At 66.8% G+C, this 18,785-nt stretch carries 18 protein-coding genes and 2 pseudogenes; 13 read left to right on the forward strand and 7 right to left on the reverse strand.

What is annotated here, in order from left to right; translation table 11 throughout:
• The first annotated feature begins 36 nt into the window (after window positions 1–36).
• Together ACGFSB_RS21745 and zwf are read left to right on the forward strand one after the other, a co-directional pair.
• A complete protein-coding gene (locus ACGFSB_RS21745) occupies window positions 37–1,494 on the forward strand; it encodes a sugar porter family MFS transporter (protein WP_393401646.1) in 1,458 nt (485 codons plus the stop codon).
• Between the two features lie 23 nt (window positions 1,495–1,517).
• The gene (gene zwf / locus ACGFSB_RS21750) at window positions 1,518–2,945 is read left to right on the forward strand and encodes a glucose-6-phosphate dehydrogenase (protein WP_393401649.1); all 1,428 of its coding nucleotides are present in this window, start codon (window positions 1,518–1,520) and stop codon (window positions 2,943–2,945) included.
• A gap of 22 nt (window positions 2,946–2,967) precedes the next feature.
• Here the strand turns inward: zwf and ACGFSB_RS21755 are convergent, their stop codons facing one another.
• Complete coding sequence (locus tag ACGFSB_RS21755) at window positions 2,968–3,891, reverse strand: aldose 1-epimerase family protein (protein WP_393401652.1); 924 nt, start codon at window positions 3,889–3,891, stop codon at window positions 2,968–2,970.
• 152 nt (window positions 3,892–4,043) lie between these two features.
• Here ACGFSB_RS21755 and ACGFSB_RS21760 point away from each other — a divergent pair, with 152 nt between their 5' ends.
• Window positions 4,044–5,180, forward strand: a complete 1,137-nt coding sequence (locus ACGFSB_RS21760) for an aromatic acid exporter family protein (protein WP_393401654.1) — start codon at window positions 4,044–4,046, stop codon at window positions 5,178–5,180.
• A 44-nt stretch (window positions 5,181–5,224) separates the two neighbouring features.
• Here ACGFSB_RS21760 and ACGFSB_RS21765 read toward each other — a convergent pair whose 3' ends face one another.
• Complete coding sequence (locus tag ACGFSB_RS21765; RefSeq protein ID WP_393401656.1) at window positions 5,225–5,854, reverse strand: HdeD family acid-resistance protein; 630 nt, start codon at window positions 5,852–5,854, stop codon at window positions 5,225–5,227.
• Between the two features lie 464 nt (window positions 5,855–6,318).
• Between ACGFSB_RS21765 and ACGFSB_RS21770 the strand changes: the two genes are divergently transcribed.
• A complete protein-coding gene (locus ACGFSB_RS21770) occupies window positions 6,319–7,299 on the forward strand; it encodes a choice-of-anchor P family protein (protein WP_393401659.1) in 981 nt (326 codons plus the stop codon).
• 64 nt (window positions 7,300–7,363) lie between these two features.
• Here ACGFSB_RS21770 and ACGFSB_RS21775 read toward each other — a convergent pair whose 3' ends face one another.
• Both ACGFSB_RS21775 and ACGFSB_RS21780 read right to left on the reverse strand, forming a co-directional pair.
• Window positions 7,364–8,122, reverse strand: coding sequence for a L,D-transpeptidase (locus ACGFSB_RS21775; protein ID WP_393401994.1), 759 nt, complete (start codon window positions 8,120–8,122; stop codon window positions 7,364–7,366).
• Between the two features lie 179 nt (window positions 8,123–8,301).
• On the reverse strand, window positions 8,302–9,036 hold the full coding sequence (locus ACGFSB_RS21780; RefSeq protein ID WP_393401661.1) for a DUF389 domain-containing protein: 735 nt from the start codon (window positions 9,034–9,036) through the stop codon (window positions 8,302–8,304).
• A 3-nt stretch (window positions 9,037–9,039) separates the two neighbouring features.
• On the opposite strand from ACGFSB_RS21780, the gene ACGFSB_RS21785 reads away from it, so the two are divergent.
• The 3 genes from ACGFSB_RS21785 to cydB all read left to right on the forward strand — a co-directional run bounded on the left by ACGFSB_RS21785 (window position 9,040) and on the right by cydB (window position 11,981).
• On the forward strand, window positions 9,040–9,216 hold the full coding sequence (locus ACGFSB_RS21785) for a hypothetical protein (protein ID WP_393401664.1): 177 nt from the start codon (window positions 9,040–9,042) through the stop codon (window positions 9,214–9,216).
• A 212-nt stretch (window positions 9,217–9,428) separates the two neighbouring features.
• Window positions 9,429–10,967: a cytochrome ubiquinol oxidase subunit I gene (locus ACGFSB_RS21790; RefSeq protein ID WP_393401666.1), complete on the forward strand. Its 1,539-nt coding sequence runs from the start codon at window positions 9,429–9,431 to the stop codon at window positions 10,965–10,967.
• A 12-nt stretch (window positions 10,968–10,979) separates the two neighbouring features.
• A complete protein-coding gene (gene cydB / locus ACGFSB_RS21795; protein ID WP_393401669.1) occupies window positions 10,980–11,981 on the forward strand; it encodes a cytochrome d ubiquinol oxidase subunit II in 1,002 nt (333 codons plus the stop codon).
• Between the two features lie 28 nt (window positions 11,982–12,009).
• Here cydB and ACGFSB_RS21800 read toward each other — a convergent pair.
• Window positions 12,010–12,195: pseudogene (locus ACGFSB_RS21800) on the reverse strand (molybdenum cofactor biosynthesis protein MoaE); the annotation flags it as partial.
• A gap of 129 nt (window positions 12,196–12,324) precedes the next feature.
• Between ACGFSB_RS21800 and ACGFSB_RS21805 the strand changes: the two are divergent.
• Window positions 12,325–12,504: pseudogene (locus ACGFSB_RS21805) on the forward strand (DUF4158 domain-containing protein); the annotation flags it as partial.
• Window positions 12,505–12,651: 147 nt separating this feature from the next.
• Here ACGFSB_RS21805 and ACGFSB_RS21810 read toward each other — a convergent pair.
• Window positions 12,652–13,116, reverse strand: a complete 465-nt coding sequence (locus ACGFSB_RS21810) for a hypothetical protein (RefSeq protein ID WP_393401672.1) — start codon at window positions 13,114–13,116, stop codon at window positions 12,652–12,654.
• Between the two features lie 23 nt (window positions 13,117–13,139).
• On the opposite strand from ACGFSB_RS21810, the gene ACGFSB_RS21815 reads away from it, so the two are divergent.
• From ACGFSB_RS21815 to ACGFSB_RS21835, 5 genes are all read left to right on the forward strand, one after another.
• Window positions 13,140–13,994, forward strand: coding sequence for an MFS transporter (locus tag ACGFSB_RS21815; RefSeq protein ID WP_393401996.1), 855 nt, complete (start codon window positions 13,140–13,142; stop codon window positions 13,992–13,994).
• A 73-nt stretch (window positions 13,995–14,067) separates the two neighbouring features.
• Window positions 14,068–14,904: a formate dehydrogenase accessory sulfurtransferase FdhD gene (fdhD, locus tag ACGFSB_RS21820; RefSeq protein WP_393401674.1), complete on the forward strand. Its 837-nt coding sequence runs from the start codon at window positions 14,068–14,070 to the stop codon at window positions 14,902–14,904.
• 81 nt (window positions 14,905–14,985) lie between these two features.
• Window positions 14,986–15,915 (forward strand): LysR family transcriptional regulator, encoded by a 930-nt coding sequence (locus tag ACGFSB_RS21825; RefSeq protein ID WP_393401677.1) that lies wholly within the window; start codon window positions 14,986–14,988, stop codon window positions 15,913–15,915.
• A gap of 263 nt (window positions 15,916–16,178) precedes the next feature.
• Complete coding sequence (locus ACGFSB_RS21830) at window positions 16,179–16,775, forward strand: DsbA family protein (protein ID WP_393401679.1); 597 nt, start codon at window positions 16,179–16,181, stop codon at window positions 16,773–16,775.
• Window positions 16,776–16,898: 123 nt separating this feature from the next.
• A complete protein-coding gene (locus ACGFSB_RS21835) occupies window positions 16,899–18,335 on the forward strand; it encodes a helix-turn-helix domain-containing protein (RefSeq protein WP_393401681.1) in 1,437 nt (478 codons plus the stop codon).
• 86 nt (window positions 18,336–18,421) lie between these two features.
• On the opposite strand, the gene ACGFSB_RS21840 is transcribed toward ACGFSB_RS21835, so the two are convergent.
• On the reverse strand, window positions 18,422–18,670 hold the full coding sequence (locus ACGFSB_RS21840) for a hypothetical protein (protein ID WP_393401683.1): 249 nt from the start codon (window positions 18,668–18,670) through the stop codon (window positions 18,422–18,424).
• Window positions 18,671–18,785: the final 115 nt, after the last annotated feature.

The raw sequence follows: 18,785 nt of genomic DNA on the forward strand, positions 1-18,785 counted from the left end.
CGATGACCTGGGATTGTCGAGCAGTGAGGACGTGGCATGGTTCAGGGCTTCTCACGAGAACCGGGTGTACAGGGACCGCTGACGGAGGTCCCGCCGCAGGGCATCCGCAAGATCACGCTCTGGGCCGTCGCGATCGCCCTGGGCGGGTTCTTGTTCGGCTTCGACACCGGGGTGGTCTCGGGCGCCCTGCTCTACATCCGAGAGGACTTCGATCTCAACGCGTTCGAGCAGGGCAGCGTGGTCAGCGTCCTGCTCATCGGGGCGGTCGTCGGCTCGACCTCGGCAGGCGCGCTGGCAGAGCGGCTGGGCCGGCGCCGGAGTCTCTGCCTGGTCGGCGTCGTGTTTCTCGTCGGCACAGTGATCGTGACGTCCGCGAACGGCTACGCGATCCTGATGCTCGGCCGGATCGTACTCGGCCTTTCGGTCGGCGCGGCGTCGGCGACGGTGCCCGTCTATCTCTCGGAGATCTCCCCCACGGCGATCCGCGGCCGGTTGCTCACCATGAACCAGTTGATGATCACCCTGGGAATCCTGATCGCCTACTTCGTCAACCTCATCTTCGCGAGCAGCGAGATGTGGCGAGCGATGTTCGCCGTGGGTGCCATCCCAGCCGTACTCCTGGTGGCGGCGACGCTGTGGCTGCTGCCCGAGTCCCCGCAATGGCTGATCGCCCGCGGAAGGGTCGAGCAGGCGCGCCGCGGCATCGCGTCCGTCACCAATGAAGTCACCGCCGATCAACTCGTCAAGCGCGCTCAACAGCGCATCGAGGAAGACCGGACGCAGCAGGCCGCGCGGAAGGCTGCCGGTTCAGCCGCCGAAGGACCCAAGCGGCTGCTGGCTCCCGACGTCAGGCCGGCCCTGATCGTCGGCCTCACGCTCGCCGCTGTACAGCAGTTCGGCGGCATCAACACGATCATCTATTACGCGCCGACCATCATTCAGCAGACCGGACTCAGCGCCTCGAACTCCATCTTCTATTCGGTGTGCATCGGCGCCATCAACTTGGTCATGACACTCGTGGCGATCCGCCTGGTGGACCGGGCCGGTCGCCGCCCTATGGTCCTTGTGTCGCTCGCCCTGATGGCCGTCTCCGTGTTCATGCTCGGGCTGGCGTTCGTGGTGGGCATGAGTTCGGTCCTGACCCTGCTCTTCATGGTGATCTACATCGCCGCCTTCGCGGGCGGCCTGGGTCCCGTGTTCTGGACGCTGATCGGTGAGATCTTCCCGCCTTCCGCGCGGGCCGATGGTTCGAGCGTCTCCACCGCCGTGAACTGGGTCTCCAACTTCATCGTCAGCCTCGCCTTCCTACCGCTGGCCGGTGCCATCGGCCAGGGCGAGACCTTCTGGATCTTCGCGCTGATCTGCGCGTTGGCCTTCTTCTTCGTCAGCCGCTACCTGCCCGAGACACGCGGCCGCGATCCCGAACAGATCGAAGCGGCCCTGCAACAGCGTTTCGGGCGCACCCGACGGCGACAGGCCGCCAGGACCCACTGACAACTCGAAAGGACACCTCTCCCATGAGCCCCACCACCCCCTTCCCGCCCCCCGAACTCGAACGCTCCGACGCCCTGGTCCTCTTCGGCATCACCGGCGACCTCGCCAAGAAGATGCTGCTGCCGGCGCTCTACCGCCTGACCGAGGCCGGGAAGCTGACCGTCCCCGTGATCGGCGTCGCCCGCACCGACTGGGACAACGACACGCTGCGCAAACACACACGGGAAGCGATCACCGCCGACGGAACGGTGATCGACGAGTCGGTCTTCGACCGCCTCGCCGCCCAGTTGACCATTGTCACTGGGGACTTCACCGACGACGCCACCTTCGCCCGGCTCCGCAAAGCGGTGGACGGGCTCGGGTTCATCACGCACTACCTGGCCATCCCGCCGTCGCTCTTCACTCCGGTGGCCGCCGCCTTGGCACGGGCCGGACTGAACCGCGACGCCCGGCTGGTCGTGGAGAAGCCCTTCGGCCACGACCTCGCATCGGCCGAGCACCTCCAGGACGAACTCAACGCCTACTTCGATGATGATCACCTGCTGCGGGTCGACCACTTCCTGGGCAACACCGCCGTCGAAAACCTCATGGTGACTCGGTTCGCCAACACCCTGCTGGCGCCGGTCTGGCACCGCTCCTACGTGGACAACGTGCAAATCTCCCTCGCCGAGGACTTCGATGTCGCGGACCGCGGCTCCTTCTACGACTCGGTGGGATGCCTGCGCGACGTGGTCCAGAACCACATGCTGCAAGTCCTGGCCTTCCTCGCCATGGAGCCTCCCAGCGTCACCAACTCCCGGGCGCAGGCCCTGGAGAAGTGGCGGGTTCTGCACGCGATCCGCGCCATGGATCCCGCTGACACGGTGCGAGGACAGTACGAGGGTTATCGGCAGGTCGCCGGTGTCGCACCCGACTCCACAACCGAGACGTACTTCGCCACCCGGCTGTTCGTCGACAACTGGCGGTGGGCGGGTGTCCCCTTCTTCGTCCGCAGCGGCAAAGCGCTCGCCGTCTCCGCCACGGAGGTGGTCGTCGAGCTGCGCAAACCGCCGCTGGAGCTGTTCGCCGGCGCGGACACAGAGGTCCCTCCCAACGTCATCCGCTTCCGTCTCGACGGCGACACAGGTATCAGGGCGGACTTGATGGTGCGCGCGCCGGAGGGTGCGACCAAACCCGTCCAGGTGCCCATCGGGGTCGACTTCACACACGTGCTGGGGCGCCAGGAGCTCCCGTACGAGAACATCCTCCGCAGCGCCCTCGAAGGCGACCCCGGGTGCTTCGCCTTCTACCCCACCATCCTTGAGTGCTGGCGCATCGCGCAGCCTGTGCTCGACCCGGGCGAGCCCCCTCTGCCCTACGCGCCCGGCAGTTGGGGCCCGGAGGCGGCGGACCGGCTCCCCGGCCTGAAGGCCTGGCACCAGCCCGGGCGCCGTCTCTTCAGTGACGACTAGAGGCGGCCCGGGAGGCAGTGCGTCAGGCGTCGCCCGTCGTCCCTGTGATGCCCCAGGCACCGGCGTACTGGGCGCCGGGCTCCAGGTGTACGAGGTCGGCGCCGCCGACGAAGGCGTTGGGCGGGCAGGTCATCGGCTCTACGCCCAGGCCTCGACGCCGCTGGTCGACGGGAACCTGATCGGCGGTGTAGATCTCCAGCCACAGCTGGGCCGCGTCCAGCCAGAACGAGGTGGCGCGCGTGGCGCCGGTGAGATGGACCCAGGCCCGTCCCGCCGCGTCGCGTTCGAGGCCGGTGTAGGCGACGTCGATGGTTCGCTCCCCCAGGTGTTGGCCACCGCGCAGGTCGTAGGGAGTCCCCTCGACGCTCCGGGGCGGCCCCGCCGGGATCATCCGGTCGTCCACGGGCAGGAATTCACTGCCCGGGACCCTCACCGTGCAGGCATCGATGGGTTCACCGACCGTCAGATAGGGATGCATGCCGTGCGCGTAGGGCGCCGGGCGCGAGCCGGCGTTGACCGCGGTGACCTCGACATCAAGACCCTGGCGGGCATCGAGCACGTACGTGACCGTGAGGTTCAGCCGGAAGGGGTAGCCGGGCGACCCCAGGAGCTTGTATTCCATGCTCAGCCGGTCGGGCCCCTGCTCCAGGACCGTCCAGTTTGCCCAGCGGACCAATCCGTGGATGGCGTTGCCGAGTTCGGGCTCGGACAGATCAAGCTGGCACGCCAGGCCGTCGAACGTGTATCGGCCGCCATCGATGCGGTTCGGCCAGGGGATCAGCAGTTGCCCGAATGCCGCCGGTGCCGGCTCGTCCGCGCCGTAGGACAGCACCAAGGGTTCACCGCCGAGCGTCAACTCTCGCAGTCCTGCACCGAGCTCCGTCACCGTCGCGCGGTACTCGCCCGCCGCGATGCTGAATTGTTCGCCAGTAATCTCATGGACCATGCACCATGCCTTGCCGCTCCGAAATTCCCTGAGGCCGCAGCGGGCCGACCGTCACCGGAGCAGGCGAACAACTTAGGCCATCCGGAGAGCGACTGGGCGGCGTGGGTCTCTCGCGCGGAAGGCTTCGCGAACCGGCGCGCGGACGGGCAGACATGGCAGCCAGACAGGATCCGCTTGTGACTCAGCTAGGGGCCAAGGGCGCGATGCGCAAGGTTCACAAGCGCCTGCGCGGACACTGGTGGCCCGTCCTGCAACAGGCTGCTGCGGCCACCCTCTCCTGGTGGATCGCAAGGATCGCCTTCGACCACCATGTGCCGCTTTTCGCGCCGATCGCGACCCTCGTCGCCCTCAACACGCCACTCGGAGGTCGTGGCTCCAACACGGTGCGGGTGGTGTTCGGCGCCATCGTGGGAGTCCTCATCGGGCAACTCGGCTTCATGCTTCTCGGCACCGATGCAGTGTCCGTGGGTGTGGCCGTCCTGTGCGCCCTGCTCGTGGCCCTCGCCCTCGACGGAGAGCGCATCACCATGGCCCAAGCCGCTGTCGGTGCGGTCATCTCCGTCGCCGCCGGCCGGCAGGCCGGCATCGATCGCGCACTCGACGCTCTCCTCGGCGGCGGGGTCGCGCTCTGCTTCAGCCAGCTCCTCTTCCCAGCGCATCCACTCGCCCTGCTGCGTCGGGCCGAGAGCTCAGTGCTCGACGGTCTGTCTGCCCTGCTCGCCCTGACCGCTCAACGTATACAGCAGCCGGAGCGGGTCTCCCAGAGCGAGCTCGGCGAAGCGGTGCGCCCCCTCTACCCCTTGCTCAATGATCTCGCGAAGGTACGCGACGACACCATCACCGCGGCCCGCCGCACCCCGCAGTGGCGCCGCCGCCAGGACCCCATCCGCCAAGAGATCACGTCCGCAGCCTACTTGGATCTCCTGGCCCATAGCTGCCTCACGCTCATCCGCGCGGCCCATACCCGGGATACCACCCAGGGGCAGGCACTCACCGCGCCGCTGCAGCAGCTCTCCAACACCCTGCATACCTTGTCCGCGGCCCCGGGCAACCGGAGCGTTCGCCGCAGCACGGCCCGCAGCTCCCTCGGTGTCGTGCGCGAAAGCCCCGAGGGGCATTCCGCCATGCTGGTGGCCCCGTGGCCAGAAATGCGGTCGGTGATCCGCGACATCCTGATCTTCATCGGCGCTACTGAAGACGACGCCGACCGGGCGGTGAACGAGCGGGCGGCAGACGTATCGATCGGCGTTCCACCCAGCCTGGGTGGGGCATCCAGGAGGATGCGGTGATCCACTCCTGGTGCTCCTACGTGGGCGGTCCGTCGTGAACGCGCCTACGCGCCCGGCGGGATGCGGCGTGCCCTCGCGCGGACCTGGAACGCCGTGATGATCTCGACGACGCCGACCGCCAGCAGCCAGCAGCCGCCGACCAGGGTCAGCACCGCCACCGACTCGAAGGGCGACACGATCAGGACGATGCCTGCCAGCGCGCTGATCACACCCAGGCAGGCCTGCCAGCCGCGGGCCGGCATCCCCGGGTCCGACGCCGCCGCCACGGTCTGGGTGATCCCACGGAACAGCCAGCCGATGCCGATCCACAGCGCGAGCAGCAGGATCGACTGCATCGCCCCACGGAAGCAGAACAGGCCGAGCAGGACGGAGAGCGCGCCGCTGATGAACGCCATCACCCGCATCGCCGCCGCCACATGCGTGCCGAACGCGGCCACCAGCTGGAAGATGCCGCTCACCAGGAGATAGAGGCCGAAGAGGACACCGGCCGCCCACAGTGACGCTCCGGGCCAGACCAGGACGAGCACCCCGAGGACCAGCGATGCGGTCCCGGCGAGCAGCACCACCTGCCAGGCGGACTTCGCGAGGCTGCTGAGCGGGCCCGGCGGACGGTCGTGGTCGCCGCCCTGGGGCGTCGGGTGCGGTGTCCGGGGGTCGTACGGCGCTTGGGTCATGCTCGACTGTCCGCCCGGTTCCCCCGCGCCCGCCACAGCACTGGCCCGAACGGCTTACGGCACCCTCGCTTGTCCTCTCCCACGCCTGGCCCGTTGGCACAGCGCCACGCTCCATATATCGAGAGCCGGCCCCAGGTTCGTCATCTGCGTCCGCGAGCAGGGCGGTTGTTCACGGTCCGCGGAGCAGGACGGCGAACTTCTGCGCTTCAGGCGTCACTTATGCATGACGCGCCCTTCCCGCAGGCCACCGCACCATCGATCGCAAGTCGACACCCCGTCCCCCTGCGCCACACGAACGAATCAACACACCAATCCCCAACCGGGCGTTACAGCGCGATCGTCCAGCGGGTACTAGTTGCCGACGTTGGGCACTAAGCCCGATACGCGGGGATATGTCAGAGCATTCACCAGGGTTGTCACGACCCCGGGCTCGGCACGTCCACGCGGCATCCGAAAGGAAGACGATGACCTCAGTCAAGATGGGCGTGTCGGGTCGTGGCACGGTCGGGTTCGCCATAGCCGCAGCGCTGGTCGCACAGGCGTCCGGTACAGCACAGGCGTCCGGGCCGGCCCCGGTATCCGGTACGGCACACGCTGCCGCTGGCTCCAGCTGGGCGTACGGATTCAAGGCGAGCCTTGGCCCGGTCAGCATCGGCCACACGGCGTTTTCCGCCTATCCCGGCGGCCCGGCCTCCGCCTCGGCCGCCTCGTTGACTGTCGGCGCCCTCGGTTCGGTCAAGGGCATCGCCAGCTGGTCGTCAGGCAACGCGGCCGCGGGCACCACCGCCGCGAACGGGAAGATCGCCCAGGCGAAACTGGACCTGGGCATCGGCTCGTTCAGCACCGAAGCCGTCACCGCCAGTTGCAAGGCGGGGCCGGGAGGCGCACCGACCGGCACCGTCAAGATCGTGGACGGCAGTGTCAAGACCGCCCTCGCCTCGCTCGACCTGCCCGTCTCGCCCGCGCCCAACACCACGCTGACGCTGCCCGGCGGCCTCGGCGAGGCGGTGCTGAACGAGCAGGTCAAGAACCCGGACGGCTCGCTCACCGTGAACGCCCTGCGGGTGACCGTGACGGCCGCGGGTCTGAACGGCTCCTTCCGGGCGGCATCGGCCACGTGCGATGCCGGAACGCAGGACTCGAAGCCGGTCGCCAAGGGTTCGATCACCGGCGCCGCGCTCGACCAGTTCGGCGAGCCGGTCGGCGGCGTGGTCTACCAGGTGCGGAACCAGGCCGGGCGACCGGTCGGCCCGACCTGCACGACCCACACCAAGGGCAACTGCACCGTCCCCGCGCTGAATCCGGGCACATACCGCATGTGCGTGATCGCCGTCCCTGACGGCTACAGCATGCCCAAGCAGAAGTGCAAGGGCCCGATCAAGGTCGACGGCAAGAACGTGAACGTCAGCTTCCGCATCCCGCCGGAGAGCGGCAAGAAGGGCTAGCATCCCTACACACGAAGGAACGCGGGCCCGCTCCTGGACGGGCCCGCGTTTCGTGCGCTCTCAGCTACTTGGAGGCGGCGGCTTCCGGATCCTCGGCGATGCGATCCGAGCCGAAGCCCTGCGCGATCAGCACGTCGTCCGGCAGCACGCCGTCCGCGGGCATGGACCGCTTGCCAGTGCCGGGCTTCGTGCCCCACACATACACCCGGTCCCCGACGCGCAGCAGCGCGAACAGCCGATTGGCGTCGGAGGCGTACATGTTCACGCACCCGTGGGAGCCCGACTTGAAGAGGTCTGAGTAGGTGCCGTGCAGCGCCTGCCCGCCATCGAAGAACTGCGAGTGCGGCATAGGGGCGTTGTTGTAGAGCGTGGAGAAGTGCCGGGCACGCTTGAGGTAGACCTTGTGCCAGCCGCGCCGGGTCTCGTAGCCGACCTTGCCGCTACGGACGGGAATGGGCGAGAACTCCACCTTCCGGCCGGTCTGCACCCACAGGATCTGCCGGGACAGATCGACGCAGGTCACACGGTAGGAGCGGACGGGGCACTTTCCTTGTGCGTTGGGGTTGTTCCTGACCTCGCGGACCAAGAGCATCCGGTACGTCTTGAGGTCGGCCCGACCGTCGGCGGGAGTGATGCGAAGGCTCTGCTGGAGCCTGCGGAAGGCGACACAGTCAGCGGTGGACTGTAGCCCGTCCTCGGGCAGCTTGAGCTTCTTCTCCAACTGCCACTGATAGGGCCCGGAGGGTGCCGTACAAGGCTTCTCCGGGCCCGTCGGGCGACTCCCCCGCGCGGCAGCGGGTGAGCCCATCAACTGACCGGCCATGACCGCGGAACAGACCAAAAGACCTGCCGCGGCGGAAATACGCGACGTCACGACGCGCACCAATCCTTCCTCCCGATCACCCGGGGGTAGACGGACATTCGGCCCCAGTCCTATGCGACGGCTTCAACGGCCGCGCGCGCCAGCTGCTCCGCATGGCCGACGCATCGGTGAGAACGTCATCAATTCGGTGCGATGCGCCGGTCGTTCGCTGCCTGTCGGCGAGGAGCGGCGCCCCCGCCCGGGATGATGTGCCGTCGCCGCACGAACAGGGTGAGGACTCCGGCAACGGTGACGCCCGCGAGATTGATGAGAAGTTGGAGGACGGCCTCGCCGCAACGCAGCCACTCCCCCGCGACCGCTGCGAGCACCGCGAACCCGGCAGCGGGCACGGTGGTGACGGAGATGAAGACCCCGACAAGGGCTCCCGGCTTCTCCGAGGTGAGCGCGATCATGCCGGCAGTACCGGCGAGCAGGGCAACGATGATGGAGTACGGGCCCACCTCGTAGATGAAGGACACCTGCCGGAGGTTGGATAGTTCACTGGGGTCGAACAGGCCGCTGAGCCGGGCAAGGGACGTGAACGCGGCGGTAACCAGCATCGCCAAAGGGAACCCGGCGCCGATGGCAAGCCCCGCCCGAGCAGCGAGGTCGCGCCTCCTGACGACGATGGCGACCGCGAGAGCGGCCAGGGGTCCGAAATCGGGGCTCACCACCATCGCGCCCACGAGGGTGATCGCGGAATCGGTGACGACACCGACCGCGGCGAGAAGACAGGCGATGGTCAAGAACGCAAGGAAGACAGGGTTCAGCCGACTCTCCTCACCAGTGGTGGCGACCAGTTCGTCCCAGATGATGGCGTTGGAACTGTCCCCTGGTGCGGCGCGTTCGGCGGCCTCAGCCGTGTCGGACAACATCGTGTGGATCGGCTGGAGACTCACCTCGCCGCGACGCGGTACACCGTGCTGCGCCAGCCGGTCGAGGATGTCTTCGGCGACCTCGCGCGCGACTACCGCCTCGATGACGTCACCAATGGGGCGCATGCCGATGCCATGGGCAACCGTGAGGTGAGCAACTCCTCGCTCGGCGTCGAGTAGGTCCATCACGGCGGCGCTATGGTGCGCCTCGCACACCACTCTGAGCTGCATCATGCCTGCCAGTATTCAGATGGAAAGCCCCAGATCGCCAGATATAAGAAACTTCTTGCATGATGGCGCCACTCCCTTGCACTTCACCCGAATCGCCGGATTCATGCACTAGAGATAGCTTCTATCCGAAACGCGGTGTAACCGAGTGAGAGCAGGGAGCAGTGGAGCTAGCAGTCGCTCACGAGACCATCGCGCGGTGGCAGTTCGGCGTCACCACCGTCTACCACTTCCTCTTTGTTCCTCTCACCATCAGCCTCGCCTCCATCGTGGCGGGGCTGGAAACCGCCTGGGTACGGACGGGCAAGGACAAGTACTTTCACGCCACGAAGTTCTGGGGAAAGCTCTTCCTGATCAACATCGCGATGGGTGTCGTCACCGGCATCATGCAGGAGTTCCAGTTCGGCATGAACTGGTCGTCCTACTCCCGCTTCGTGGGTGACGTCTTCGGCGGCCCACTGGCGATGGAGGCGCTGATCGCATTCTTCTTCGAGTCGACCTTCATCGGGCTGTGGATCTTCGGCTGGGACCGGCTGCCGAAGAAGCTGCACTGCGCCTGTATCTGGCTGGTCGCCATCGGCACACTTCTCTCGGCGTACTTCATCCTGGCGGCCAACTCCTTTATGCAGCACCCGGTCGGCTACAAGATTGATCCGGTCACCGGAAAGGCCCAGCTCACCGACATCGGTCGGGTGCTCTTCCAGAACACCGCCATTGTGCAGGCCTTCCACACGCTGACTGCCGCCTTCCTCACCGGCGCGGCCTTCGTGATCGGCATCGCCTCGTACCACCTGTGGCGGGCCAAACGCGGCAAGGAGACCGACCGCAGACGGATCACCGCCATGAGCACCTCGCTGCGGCTCGGCTTGGTCATCGTCGCGGTCGCAGGTCTCGGCACGGCGATCAGCGGCGACCGCTTGGCCAAGGTCATGTTCGAGCAGCAGCCGATGAAGATGGCCGCCGCCGAGGCGCTCTGGGACACCGAGGCGCCCGCTCCCTTCTCGGTGTTTTCCGTCGGTGACGTCTCCAAGGGGCGCAACGACGTCGAGCTGGAAATCCCCGGGCTCCTGTCTTTTCTCGCCAAGGACAACTTCACCGCCGAGGTCCCCGGCATCAACGACAGGGCCCGCGAGGAGGCGGCCGAGTTCGGCGGTCGGCCGGAGGACTATCTGCCGAACATCTTCCTGACGTATTGGGGCTTCCGCCTCATGATCGGGTTCGGGATGACCAGCTTCCTGGTCGGCCTGATCGGCTTGTGGACAACACGACGGAAATTCTGGCTCGCCCACAAGTACCGCACCGGCGAGGACGAGCCGCCACGGCTCATGCTCACCAAGACCATGGAGATGAACGTCTTCTTCACCCGGTGGAGCTGGCGGATCGGCATTCTCACCATGGGCTTCCCGCTCATCGCCAACAGCTTCGGCTGGATCTTCACCGAGATGGGCCGTCAGCCCTGGGTCGTCTTCCGTCTGATGCGTACAGCCGACGGGGTCTCCCCCAACGTCGGCGTCGGTACCCAGATCGGCTCCCTGACCACCTTCACCGTGCTCTACGCGGTGCTTGCGGTGATCGAGGTAAGGCTCCTGGCCAAGTATGCGGCGGCCGGCCCGGACACCAGCGAGCGTCCACCGACCAAGGAGCCGACCTTGCGCGGCCCGTCCGACGAGGACGCCGACAAACCCCTCACCTTCGCGTACTGAGGACGGACCGTCATGCATCTCCCCGATCTCTGGTTCATCCTGATCGCCGTCCTCTGGGTCGGATACTTCTTCCTCGAGGGCTTCGACTTCGGCATCGGTATCCTCACTCGCGTCATGGCCCGCGACACCATGGAACGACGGGTCCTGATCAACACCATCGGACCGGTGTGGGACGGCAACGAAGTCTGGCTGATCACCGCCGCCGGTGCGACCTTCGCGGCCTTCCCCGACTGGTACGCCACCATGTTCAGCAGCTTCTACATCCCACTGCTCATCCTTCTGGTCTGCCTGATCGTGCGGGGCGTGGCCTTCGAGTACCGGGCCAAGCGAACGGGCGAACTCTGGCAGCGCGGCTGGGAACATGCCATCTTCTGGACGTCTCTGCTGCCCGCGTTCCTCTGGGGTGTCATCTTCGCCAACATGGTCCACGGCATCGCCATCGACAGGAACCAGTCGTACGTGGGGGGCTTCTGGGATCTGTTCCACCTGTACCCGGTCCTCGGCGGACTGACGACGCTGATGCTCTTCACCTTCCATGGCGCGGTCTTCGCGTCACTGAAGACGGTCGGTGACATCCGTGCCCGCGCCCGGGCGCTTGCCACCACGCTAGGTGCGGTGGCGGGCGTACTGGCAGCGGCCTTCCTGGTCTGGACTCAAGTGGACTCCGGCGACGGCTGGAGCCTGGGTGTCATGATCGTGTCGTTCGTGGCGCTGGTCGGCGCTCTGGTCGCCACCCAGTTGGGGCGCGAGGGCTGGGCGTTCATCCTGTCGGGCGCGACCATCGCGGCCTCGGTGGCGATGTTGTTCGTGTCTCTGTTCCCGGACGTCATGCCGTCGACCCTCGACGCACATTGGTCGCTGACGGTCGCCAACGCCTCGTCCGCGAACTACACGCTGAAGGTCATGACCGTTGTCGCGTTGGTGTTCATGCCGATCGTGCTGCTCTACCAGAGCTGGACGTACTGGGTTTTCCGCAAACGGATCGGCGTCCAGCACATCCCGTCGGCCCACTGACTCCTCACCTTTGTCGTTCACTCCATGTTCAGCACGCGCCGACCCACTCCTCTTCACCGTCCGCAAAGATCTGGCGCTTCCAGATCGGCACCTGGTGCTTGAGGTCCTCGACCAGCCGGCTGCAGGCGGCGAAGGCCTCCGCGCGGTGCGTGCAGGAGACGGCGGCGATCACCGCGATGTCGCCGATGGCGAGGTGGCCCGTTCTGTGTACGGCCTTGGGGAACATCAGTACAGCCGTTGGCGCTGAGAACGATCATGGTCGGCTAGCACAGCGATCATCCCCAGAACTGGGGTTCGCTGAAAGATCGTCGATCACGGGTGGGCCCTGGCTACGGTCCGCGTCATGCCGGTGGAGTTCTTAACTGATGATCAGGCCGAGGCGTACGGGAAGTTCGCCGAGGAGCCGACGAGACCCGAGCTGGAGCGGTTCTTCTTCCTGGACGATGTCGACCGGGATCTGATCGCGCTGAGGCGTACGAAGCATCATCAGCTGGGCTTCGCCCTCCAGATGTGCACGGTCCGCCCGCGGCCTCCTGACGGGCTGTGCTTGCTCCGGTTCGGACCGGGGCGTGTCGCTCGTCTGGGAGCCACTGGGCCTCGCGGGGTCGTCCACCGGGGGGCCGGACGGGGCTCGGGCGTAGGCCGGTCGTTATTCATACGGCAATCCTGTTCAGGGTGAGGTCTCGGTAGGCCTTGGCGACCTTGTCGCCCCCGCGGTGCCGGCGCACTGGCCGTACCAAACCTTGGCGGAGCGAGCTTCCCGGACGATGGTCCGCGTCTCGATGAAGGGCGTTAGCAGCATCCCGGGAGACGTCCTCTCGAACTCCTCAATAGCCCGCCGGGCGTCCCGGGTAGTGACGGCTCCTTGGTAGGCGGAGCCGAGCACGATTCCTAGCTCGTGCGGAGTCTTGTGAGAGCCCGTCTCCTCGCGGTAGGCGTGGAACTTGCGGACGGTGTCCTTGGCTCCGTCCAACCCGTCCAACCCGTCCAACCCGTCCTCGTCAGGCTTGGCCGCGTAGAGAATGTGCGTGCACGCGGTGAGCCCGTTTTGGGTGAGGACGCCGCCTTGCCGGTTGGGGAAGTCGAACACCACAAAGGCGGCCCGGGTGTCGGCCAGACTGCGCCTCAACCGCATCTCGGCGTGATCCTGCAGGCGTCATCCTTACCGCCGGAACCAAGTGGCTTCAGGAACTGTCCGCCGGGGCCCGACGTCCGGACACAGGCGCTCGCCGCGCGACGTACGCCACTGGTGGCGGATTCGCCACCGGTGCGCTGGCGGCAGGTGCTCTGGCCGAATGGCTGCCGCAACCGATGGTGCTGCCCTGCCTCGTCCACGCTGTACTGGCCCTGCTGGTACTCGGCACAACCGCCGCCGCACCTGAGAGGGCCCCGACACGCGAGGCCGCCCCGATGAAGCCACCTCTGACGGCTCGTCATCGCACGACTTTCAAGAACCCCCGCTTCATGTGCGTGGTGCTTCCGGCCGCTCCGGCGGTCTTCGGCGCCGCCACAGTGGCGTACGTCGTGCTGCCGCCCCTGGTCGCCAATCGGGTACCGGGATACGCACCTGTCTTCAGCGGCCTGGTGGCGGCGCTGACGCTCGTGACGGGCATCGCCGTACAACCCCTGGCCACCTGGCTGGACCATGCTCACAGTGCGCGTGCCACCCTTGCCGCCATGGTCACGGTGGTCGGAGGACTGGCAGTGGGGGCCTGCGCCGTGCACTGGAACTCCGCACGGCTCGTGCTGACCGCGGCGGTGCTGCTGGGAGCCGGGTACGGCCTCACCCTCGCCTCGGGGCTGATGGAAATGGACCGGCTGACACCGGCGAAGGCCCGGCCCTCGACCGCGTTTCTCTACCAAGGCGCCACCTACAGCGGCTTCCTTACGCCACTCCTGCTCGCCCTGGCAGCCGGTGCCGCTCCCTACCACCACCTGCTGGCGGGCATGGCCGCTGTGGGCCTGCTCTGTCTCTTGATCACAGCACGCTACAGCCGTCGGAATCTGCCCTGATGGCGTGGGAACACGGTGAGTGCGGCGCCAAGTCATACCGTCGGAGCAGGGCTCCGAGAAGAGGAGAAACATCATGGGACGCGTGACCGCACGGCGAAGGGTGCTGCGCATGCGCGACGGGGTATCCACAGAGCGGCCGGACACGCTGGCCGTCGAGGAACCGATGGAGATCCGGGTCGGCGGGCGTGCGCTCACCGTGACCATGCGCACCCCTGGCCACGACTTCGACCTCGCGGCCGGATTCCTGGTGAGCGAAGGAGTGCTGCACGCCGCCGACGAAGTAGCGGGCATCCGCTACTGCGCGGGCGCCACGGCCGACGGCGGCAACACCTACAACGTGGTGGACGTGTCGCTGGCCCCCGGCGTCGCCGCCCCCGACGCGTCCCTCGAGCGGAACTTCTACACCACCTCCTCCTGCGGGCTGTGCGGCAAGGCCAGCCTGGACGCGGTGCGTACCTCGACTGCGTGGTCCGTCGCCGAAGACCCACTGCGCATCGAACCGCAGGCTCTGACGGTCCTCCCCGACCAGCTGCGGGCTGCCCAGCGGGTGTTCGACAGCACCGGTGGCCTGCATGCCGCCGCGCTGTTCAGCGCCGACGGTGAAATGCTGTGCCTGCGCGAGGACGTCGGCCGGCACAACGCCGTGGACAAGGTGATCGGACACGCCCTCCGGTCGGGGCTCCTTCCGCTGCGCGAGACGGTCCTGATGGTGAGCGGCCGGGCATCCTTCGAGCTGGTACAGAAAGCACTGATGGCCGGAATCCCGATGCTGGCGGCCGTCTCCGCCCCTTCCTCACTCGCTGTGGACCTCGCCGAGGACAACGGACTGACCCTGGTCGGCTTCCTTCGCGGCGCCTCGATGAACGTCTACGCCGGCGCGGAGCGCCTGCAACCTCTGCCCGTCGCCTGAGGCGAGAGGCCATGCGGTGGGCGCGCCGCCAGTGACGACCGAACAACCGGCATTCCAACTCCCGTTCCGGAGGGCCTCGACGTGCTCTTTCGCCAACTCGAATACCTGGTGGCCCTCTCCCGGGAGCACCACTTCGCCCGTGCCGCCCAGGCCTGTTATGTCTCGCAGCCCACCCTGTCGGAGGCAATCCGGAAACTGGAGGAGGAGCTGGACGTACCGCTGGTACGCCGCGGCCGGAAGTACGAAGGGCTAACACCCGAAGGTGAGCGCATCGTGGTGCGGGCGCAACGGATCCTGGCCGACCGCGACGCGCTCAAGGACGAGGTCGGCGCTCTGCGAACTGGCCTCAGCGGCCGATTGCGGATCGGCTCGGTACCGACCGCGTCCGGCGCCGTGTCGTTGCTGACCGGTCCGTTCTGTGCGGCACACCCGCTGGTCACCGTAGAGGTGATAGCGGACCTTCAGTCCGAGGAGATTCTGCGACAGCTTCAGAATTTCGAGATCGACGCCGGAATCACCTTTCTGCACAAGGCCCTTTCAGAGAACTTCCAATCGGTCCCCCTCTATCAAGAACGGTACGTACTGCTCACCAAGATCACCGAGGGTCTCACCCAGAGGACGACGGCGACCTGGGCAGAGCCCTCACGGCTGCCGCTGTGCCTGTTGACCGGGGCAATGCAAGGGCGTCAGGTGCTCGACGAGTTGTTCGCCGAGGCGGGCCTGCAGCCGAAGCCCCAGGTCGAGACCGATTCGGTGGCCGCCCTGTTCGCCCATGTCCGGATGGGGCAGTGGGCCAGCATCGTGCCGTACACCTGGCTGCACGTCTTCGGTGTACCGCACGGCATGCGGGCGGTGCCGATGGTCGAGCCCGCCCAGACAGTGCCGGTGGGCCTTGTGGTCACCGCACGGGAACCGGGGTCGGTCATGGCCCGAGCCCTCACGGAATCCGCCAGGCACACTGACCTCGCCGCCGCCTTGGAACACATTCCAGGAGATCCACTCACTCAGTGAGCACCCGCTTTCAGCAACGAGCGTGGCGCTACATCACCTCATTCGGTCTCCGAGGTTGCGCACTCACCAGTTGGCACACCACGGCCGACCGGACGTAGGCCCGCGATCGCAGTGCGGACGAGCCGTCGAAGAGATATCCGATCGGCTCGTAGACGGTGTGCACCGCGCCTTGCCAGCATGCTCGACCGCCATGAACTGACCGGATACCCACGCGAGAACAGGCTCCGGTCGTGCCATTCGTCCGCCTATGTCAGGCTCGCTGTATGACTCCGGGAAACTCGACTGGTACCGACGGCGCCACGGTCTACTACGGAAGCTTGGACAACGCTCATTCGCTGGATGTGTTCCTCGAACTGCGCGACCAAGCGAGCGGTCATATGGCGAAGAGCCTTCTCGGCACGATGCGCCAGGCCGCCGACGAAGGCCGGTTCGTCGTCAAGTTCCACTTCGCGGCGCTGATGGACGACGTGGTCGGCGGCATTGGTTCGGTGCGCGGACTGAGCGCTCTTGCCGCGGCGAGCGACGTGGGACAGGGCCAATTCATCGAGTACTTGGCGGCGCTGTTCGCCGCGCAGCCCTTCCCTCCCGGTATCGACAGCTTCTCTGATTCCTCGTTCCTGCTAACGCATGCGAGCGACGTCGACGAGCTGAGATCACCGGAATTCGACCGCAAAGTCACTTCCGACACGTATCGTTCCTGGGCCGGTGATGCAGTCGGCGCTTTCGCCTCCTTCAACCTGGCGGGGACGCCGGTCGTTCGTTACGACGGCGCGCCGATTCTCATCGTGAAGATGGAGGGCGGATTCGAAAGAGGCCCTGCCATCACACCCCAGGAGTTCCTGGCTCAACTCCCGAAATAGGCGTCGAGCGGGGCCGTCTCGGTTGGGGAGGGCAAGAGGCAGAAACGGTGAGCTGGTCCCGGGTGTTGGGTCGGCCAGGGGCGGTTTTCGCGTGCGCCGGCTCAACGGGTCATCGAGCGGTCCATGACCTACCAGGTGTCCGACACCAATGTCTCCAGCGCGGTGATCAGCGCGATCGTGCTGCGGCACTGCCTGCCGTCCTACCTCTTCGGCACGGGAGTTCTTGCGACTGCCATCAACTTGTCGTGGGACTCGTCGTGGGCTGAGGCGTCGCAAGGCCATATCGCTCCACAGGGACCGGTAGCATCTGCCGAGGTCGGACGGGGAGCGCTAATGGTTGATCCAATTGCTGACGATGGAAGCGGACGAGGACAGAGCACCGCGCTCACCGAACTTGCCAGGTGGGTCGAGCGGCAGCTGCCCACGTTGATCGACGACGTGTGCGCGGCCGCGCACAATCGCATCGGCTTGTATCACGACGACAACGTCGTTTCGTACGACGATCTGCGCCGCTCCATCGCGCTCAACTTGCAGTTCATCGTCAACGGTCTCGCTGACCCGGATCACACACCCGATCTGGGAGCGCCCTCCGAGACCGGACGACGCCGCGCACATCAGCGTGCCCCGCTCCCTGAGGTGTTGCGCTGCTACCGCGTCGCCTGCGCCATGCTCTGGGACCTGCTGCTCGACCACGCCCGCAGCCAGACCAGGCCGGAGGTCATGGACGCGCTCGTCGACGCATCGAGCACGCTGTGGCGGCTCTCCGATGAGCACGCGCTTGCCCTCACCGAGGCGTATCGCGCAGCGACGGCGGAGATACTGACCGCTCAGCAGCGACGGCGGTCGGCCTTGGTCGAGGCGCTGTTCACGGGGCAACTGGCGCTCGAGTCCGGTGCCTGGGAAGTGGGGAAACTGCTCGGTCTGCCCCTCGATGCGAAGCTGATGGTGGTGGCCGCGGAAACCGCCGGCCTGGCCGAGGAAAGCTTGCCCGGCGTGGAGCGCAGCCTCGCAGAGGTCGGTGTCGTGTCGGCCTGGCAGCTCACCCCCACTCTGCAGACCGGCGTGATCGCCCTGCGCGAGGAGCAACACGACGCGATCCTGGCCGTACTGAACGCCACGGCTGCCGCCCGCACGGGCGTGAGCCCGCTGTACTCCTCGCTCTCCGAGACGCCACGTGCCCTGCACCTCGCTCGTAGCGCGCTCGCCGAAATCCCGCCCGGCAAGACCGCGGTCAGTGTGTTCAGCACCAGCCCGCTCGCCGCGCTGATCGCCTACGACCCCGACGAAGGGCGTCGCCTGGCCAAGCATGTGCTCGGTCCGGTGCTCGACCTATCGCCGGAAGACCGCGACGCACTCCTACACACCCTGCAAGCATTCGTCGACCACGCCGGATCAGCCGAGCGTGCCGGACGCATCCTCCACTGCCACCCCAACACGGTGCGGTACCGCTTGAACCGCCTCCGCGAACTCACAGGCCGCTCCCTCAGCGATCCGCGGGCCCTGGCTGAACTGGTCACGGCAGCGGACGCGGTCCGCCTCAGGCCCAGCGATTGGTCCTGACCCCAGAACGGCCGTTCACATCCGACAGTGATGCCACGCAGCTCACCTGGATTCGTGCTCGTCGCACGAGAGCCGTAGTACGAGCTTCAGCGGGCTCGGGCTTGTGCGTCGGCGAATGCCTCGTCCAGGGCGACGAGCAGGTTCGCGGTGGTCTCGAACAGATTCCTCGCGCGTGGGTCGGCCACCGAGGGCAGGTCGTCGCGCAATTGCACGACCAACTCCTGCAGTCGGGCGCGAGCCCTTATCGCCGGCTCCTGCACGCCACCGCCGGCGCCCGTTTCAGAGACCCAGGTGAATGGGTCGACGGCCAGCATTTGGAGGTCCTTATTGTTCATGATCTGGACTCCGTTCGCGAGCGGTGTCCGCTGCCCGCATGAGCGCGGAGTTGCCCGCCGCTCGGCCTGCGTCACCACGTTAGCGTCGGGCACCACGGTGGGCAGCCGGAGCGAT

This window comes from Streptomyces sp. NPDC048441, from assembly GCF_043200235.1.
Classification (GTDB): domain Bacteria; phylum Actinomycetota; class Actinomycetes; order Streptomycetales; family Streptomycetaceae; genus Streptomyces.

Excerpts from the sequence above, each read along its gene's own strand:
- ACGFSB_RS21775 (WP_393401994.1), bottom strand. The coding sequence starts at position 8,122 with ATGGCCGGTCAGTTGATGGGCTCACCCGCTGCCGCGCGGGGGAGTCGC.
- ACGFSB_RS21745 (WP_393401646.1), top strand. The coding sequence starts at position 37 with ATGGTTCAGGGCTTCTCACGAGAACCGGGTGTACAGGGACCGCTGACG.
- ACGFSB_RS21765 (WP_393401656.1), bottom strand. The coding sequence starts at position 5,854 with ATGACCCAAGCGCCGTACGACCCCCGGACACCGCACCCGACGCCCCAG.
- ACGFSB_RS21770 (WP_393401659.1), top strand. The coding sequence starts at position 6,319 with ATGACCTCAGTCAAGATGGGCGTGTCGGGTCGTGGCACGGTCGGGTTC.
- ACGFSB_RS21780 (WP_393401661.1), bottom strand. The coding sequence starts at position 9,036 with ATGTTGTCCGACACGGCTGAGGCCGCCGAACGCGCCGCACCAGGGGAC.
- ACGFSB_RS21810 (WP_393401672.1), bottom strand. The coding sequence starts at position 13,116 with ATGCGGTTGAGGCGCAGTCTGGCCGACACCCGGGCCGCCTTTGTGGTG.
- ACGFSB_RS21760 (WP_393401654.1), top strand. The coding sequence starts at position 4,044 with ATGGCAGCCAGACAGGATCCGCTTGTGACTCAGCTAGGGGCCAAGGGC.
- ACGFSB_RS21840 (WP_393401683.1), bottom strand. The coding sequence starts at position 18,670 with ATGAACAATAAGGACCTCCAAATGCTGGCCGTCGACCCATTCACCTGG.
- zwf (WP_393401649.1), top strand. The coding sequence starts at position 1,518 with ATGAGCCCCACCACCCCCTTCCCGCCCCCCGAACTCGAACGCTCCGAC.
- ACGFSB_RS21755 (WP_393401652.1), bottom strand. The coding sequence starts at position 3,891 with ATGGTCCATGAGATTACTGGCGAACAATTCAGCATCGCGGCGGGCGAG.
- ACGFSB_RS21835 (WP_393401681.1), top strand. The coding sequence starts at position 16,899 with ATGACCTACCAGGTGTCCGACACCAATGTCTCCAGCGCGGTGATCAGC.
- ACGFSB_RS21830 (WP_393401679.1), top strand. The coding sequence starts at position 16,179 with ATGACTCCGGGAAACTCGACTGGTACCGACGGCGCCACGGTCTACTAC.
- cydB (WP_393401669.1), top strand. The coding sequence starts at position 10,980 with ATGCATCTCCCCGATCTCTGGTTCATCCTGATCGCCGTCCTCTGGGTC.
- fdhD (WP_393401674.1), top strand. The coding sequence starts at position 14,068 with ATGGGACGCGTGACCGCACGGCGAAGGGTGCTGCGCATGCGCGACGGG.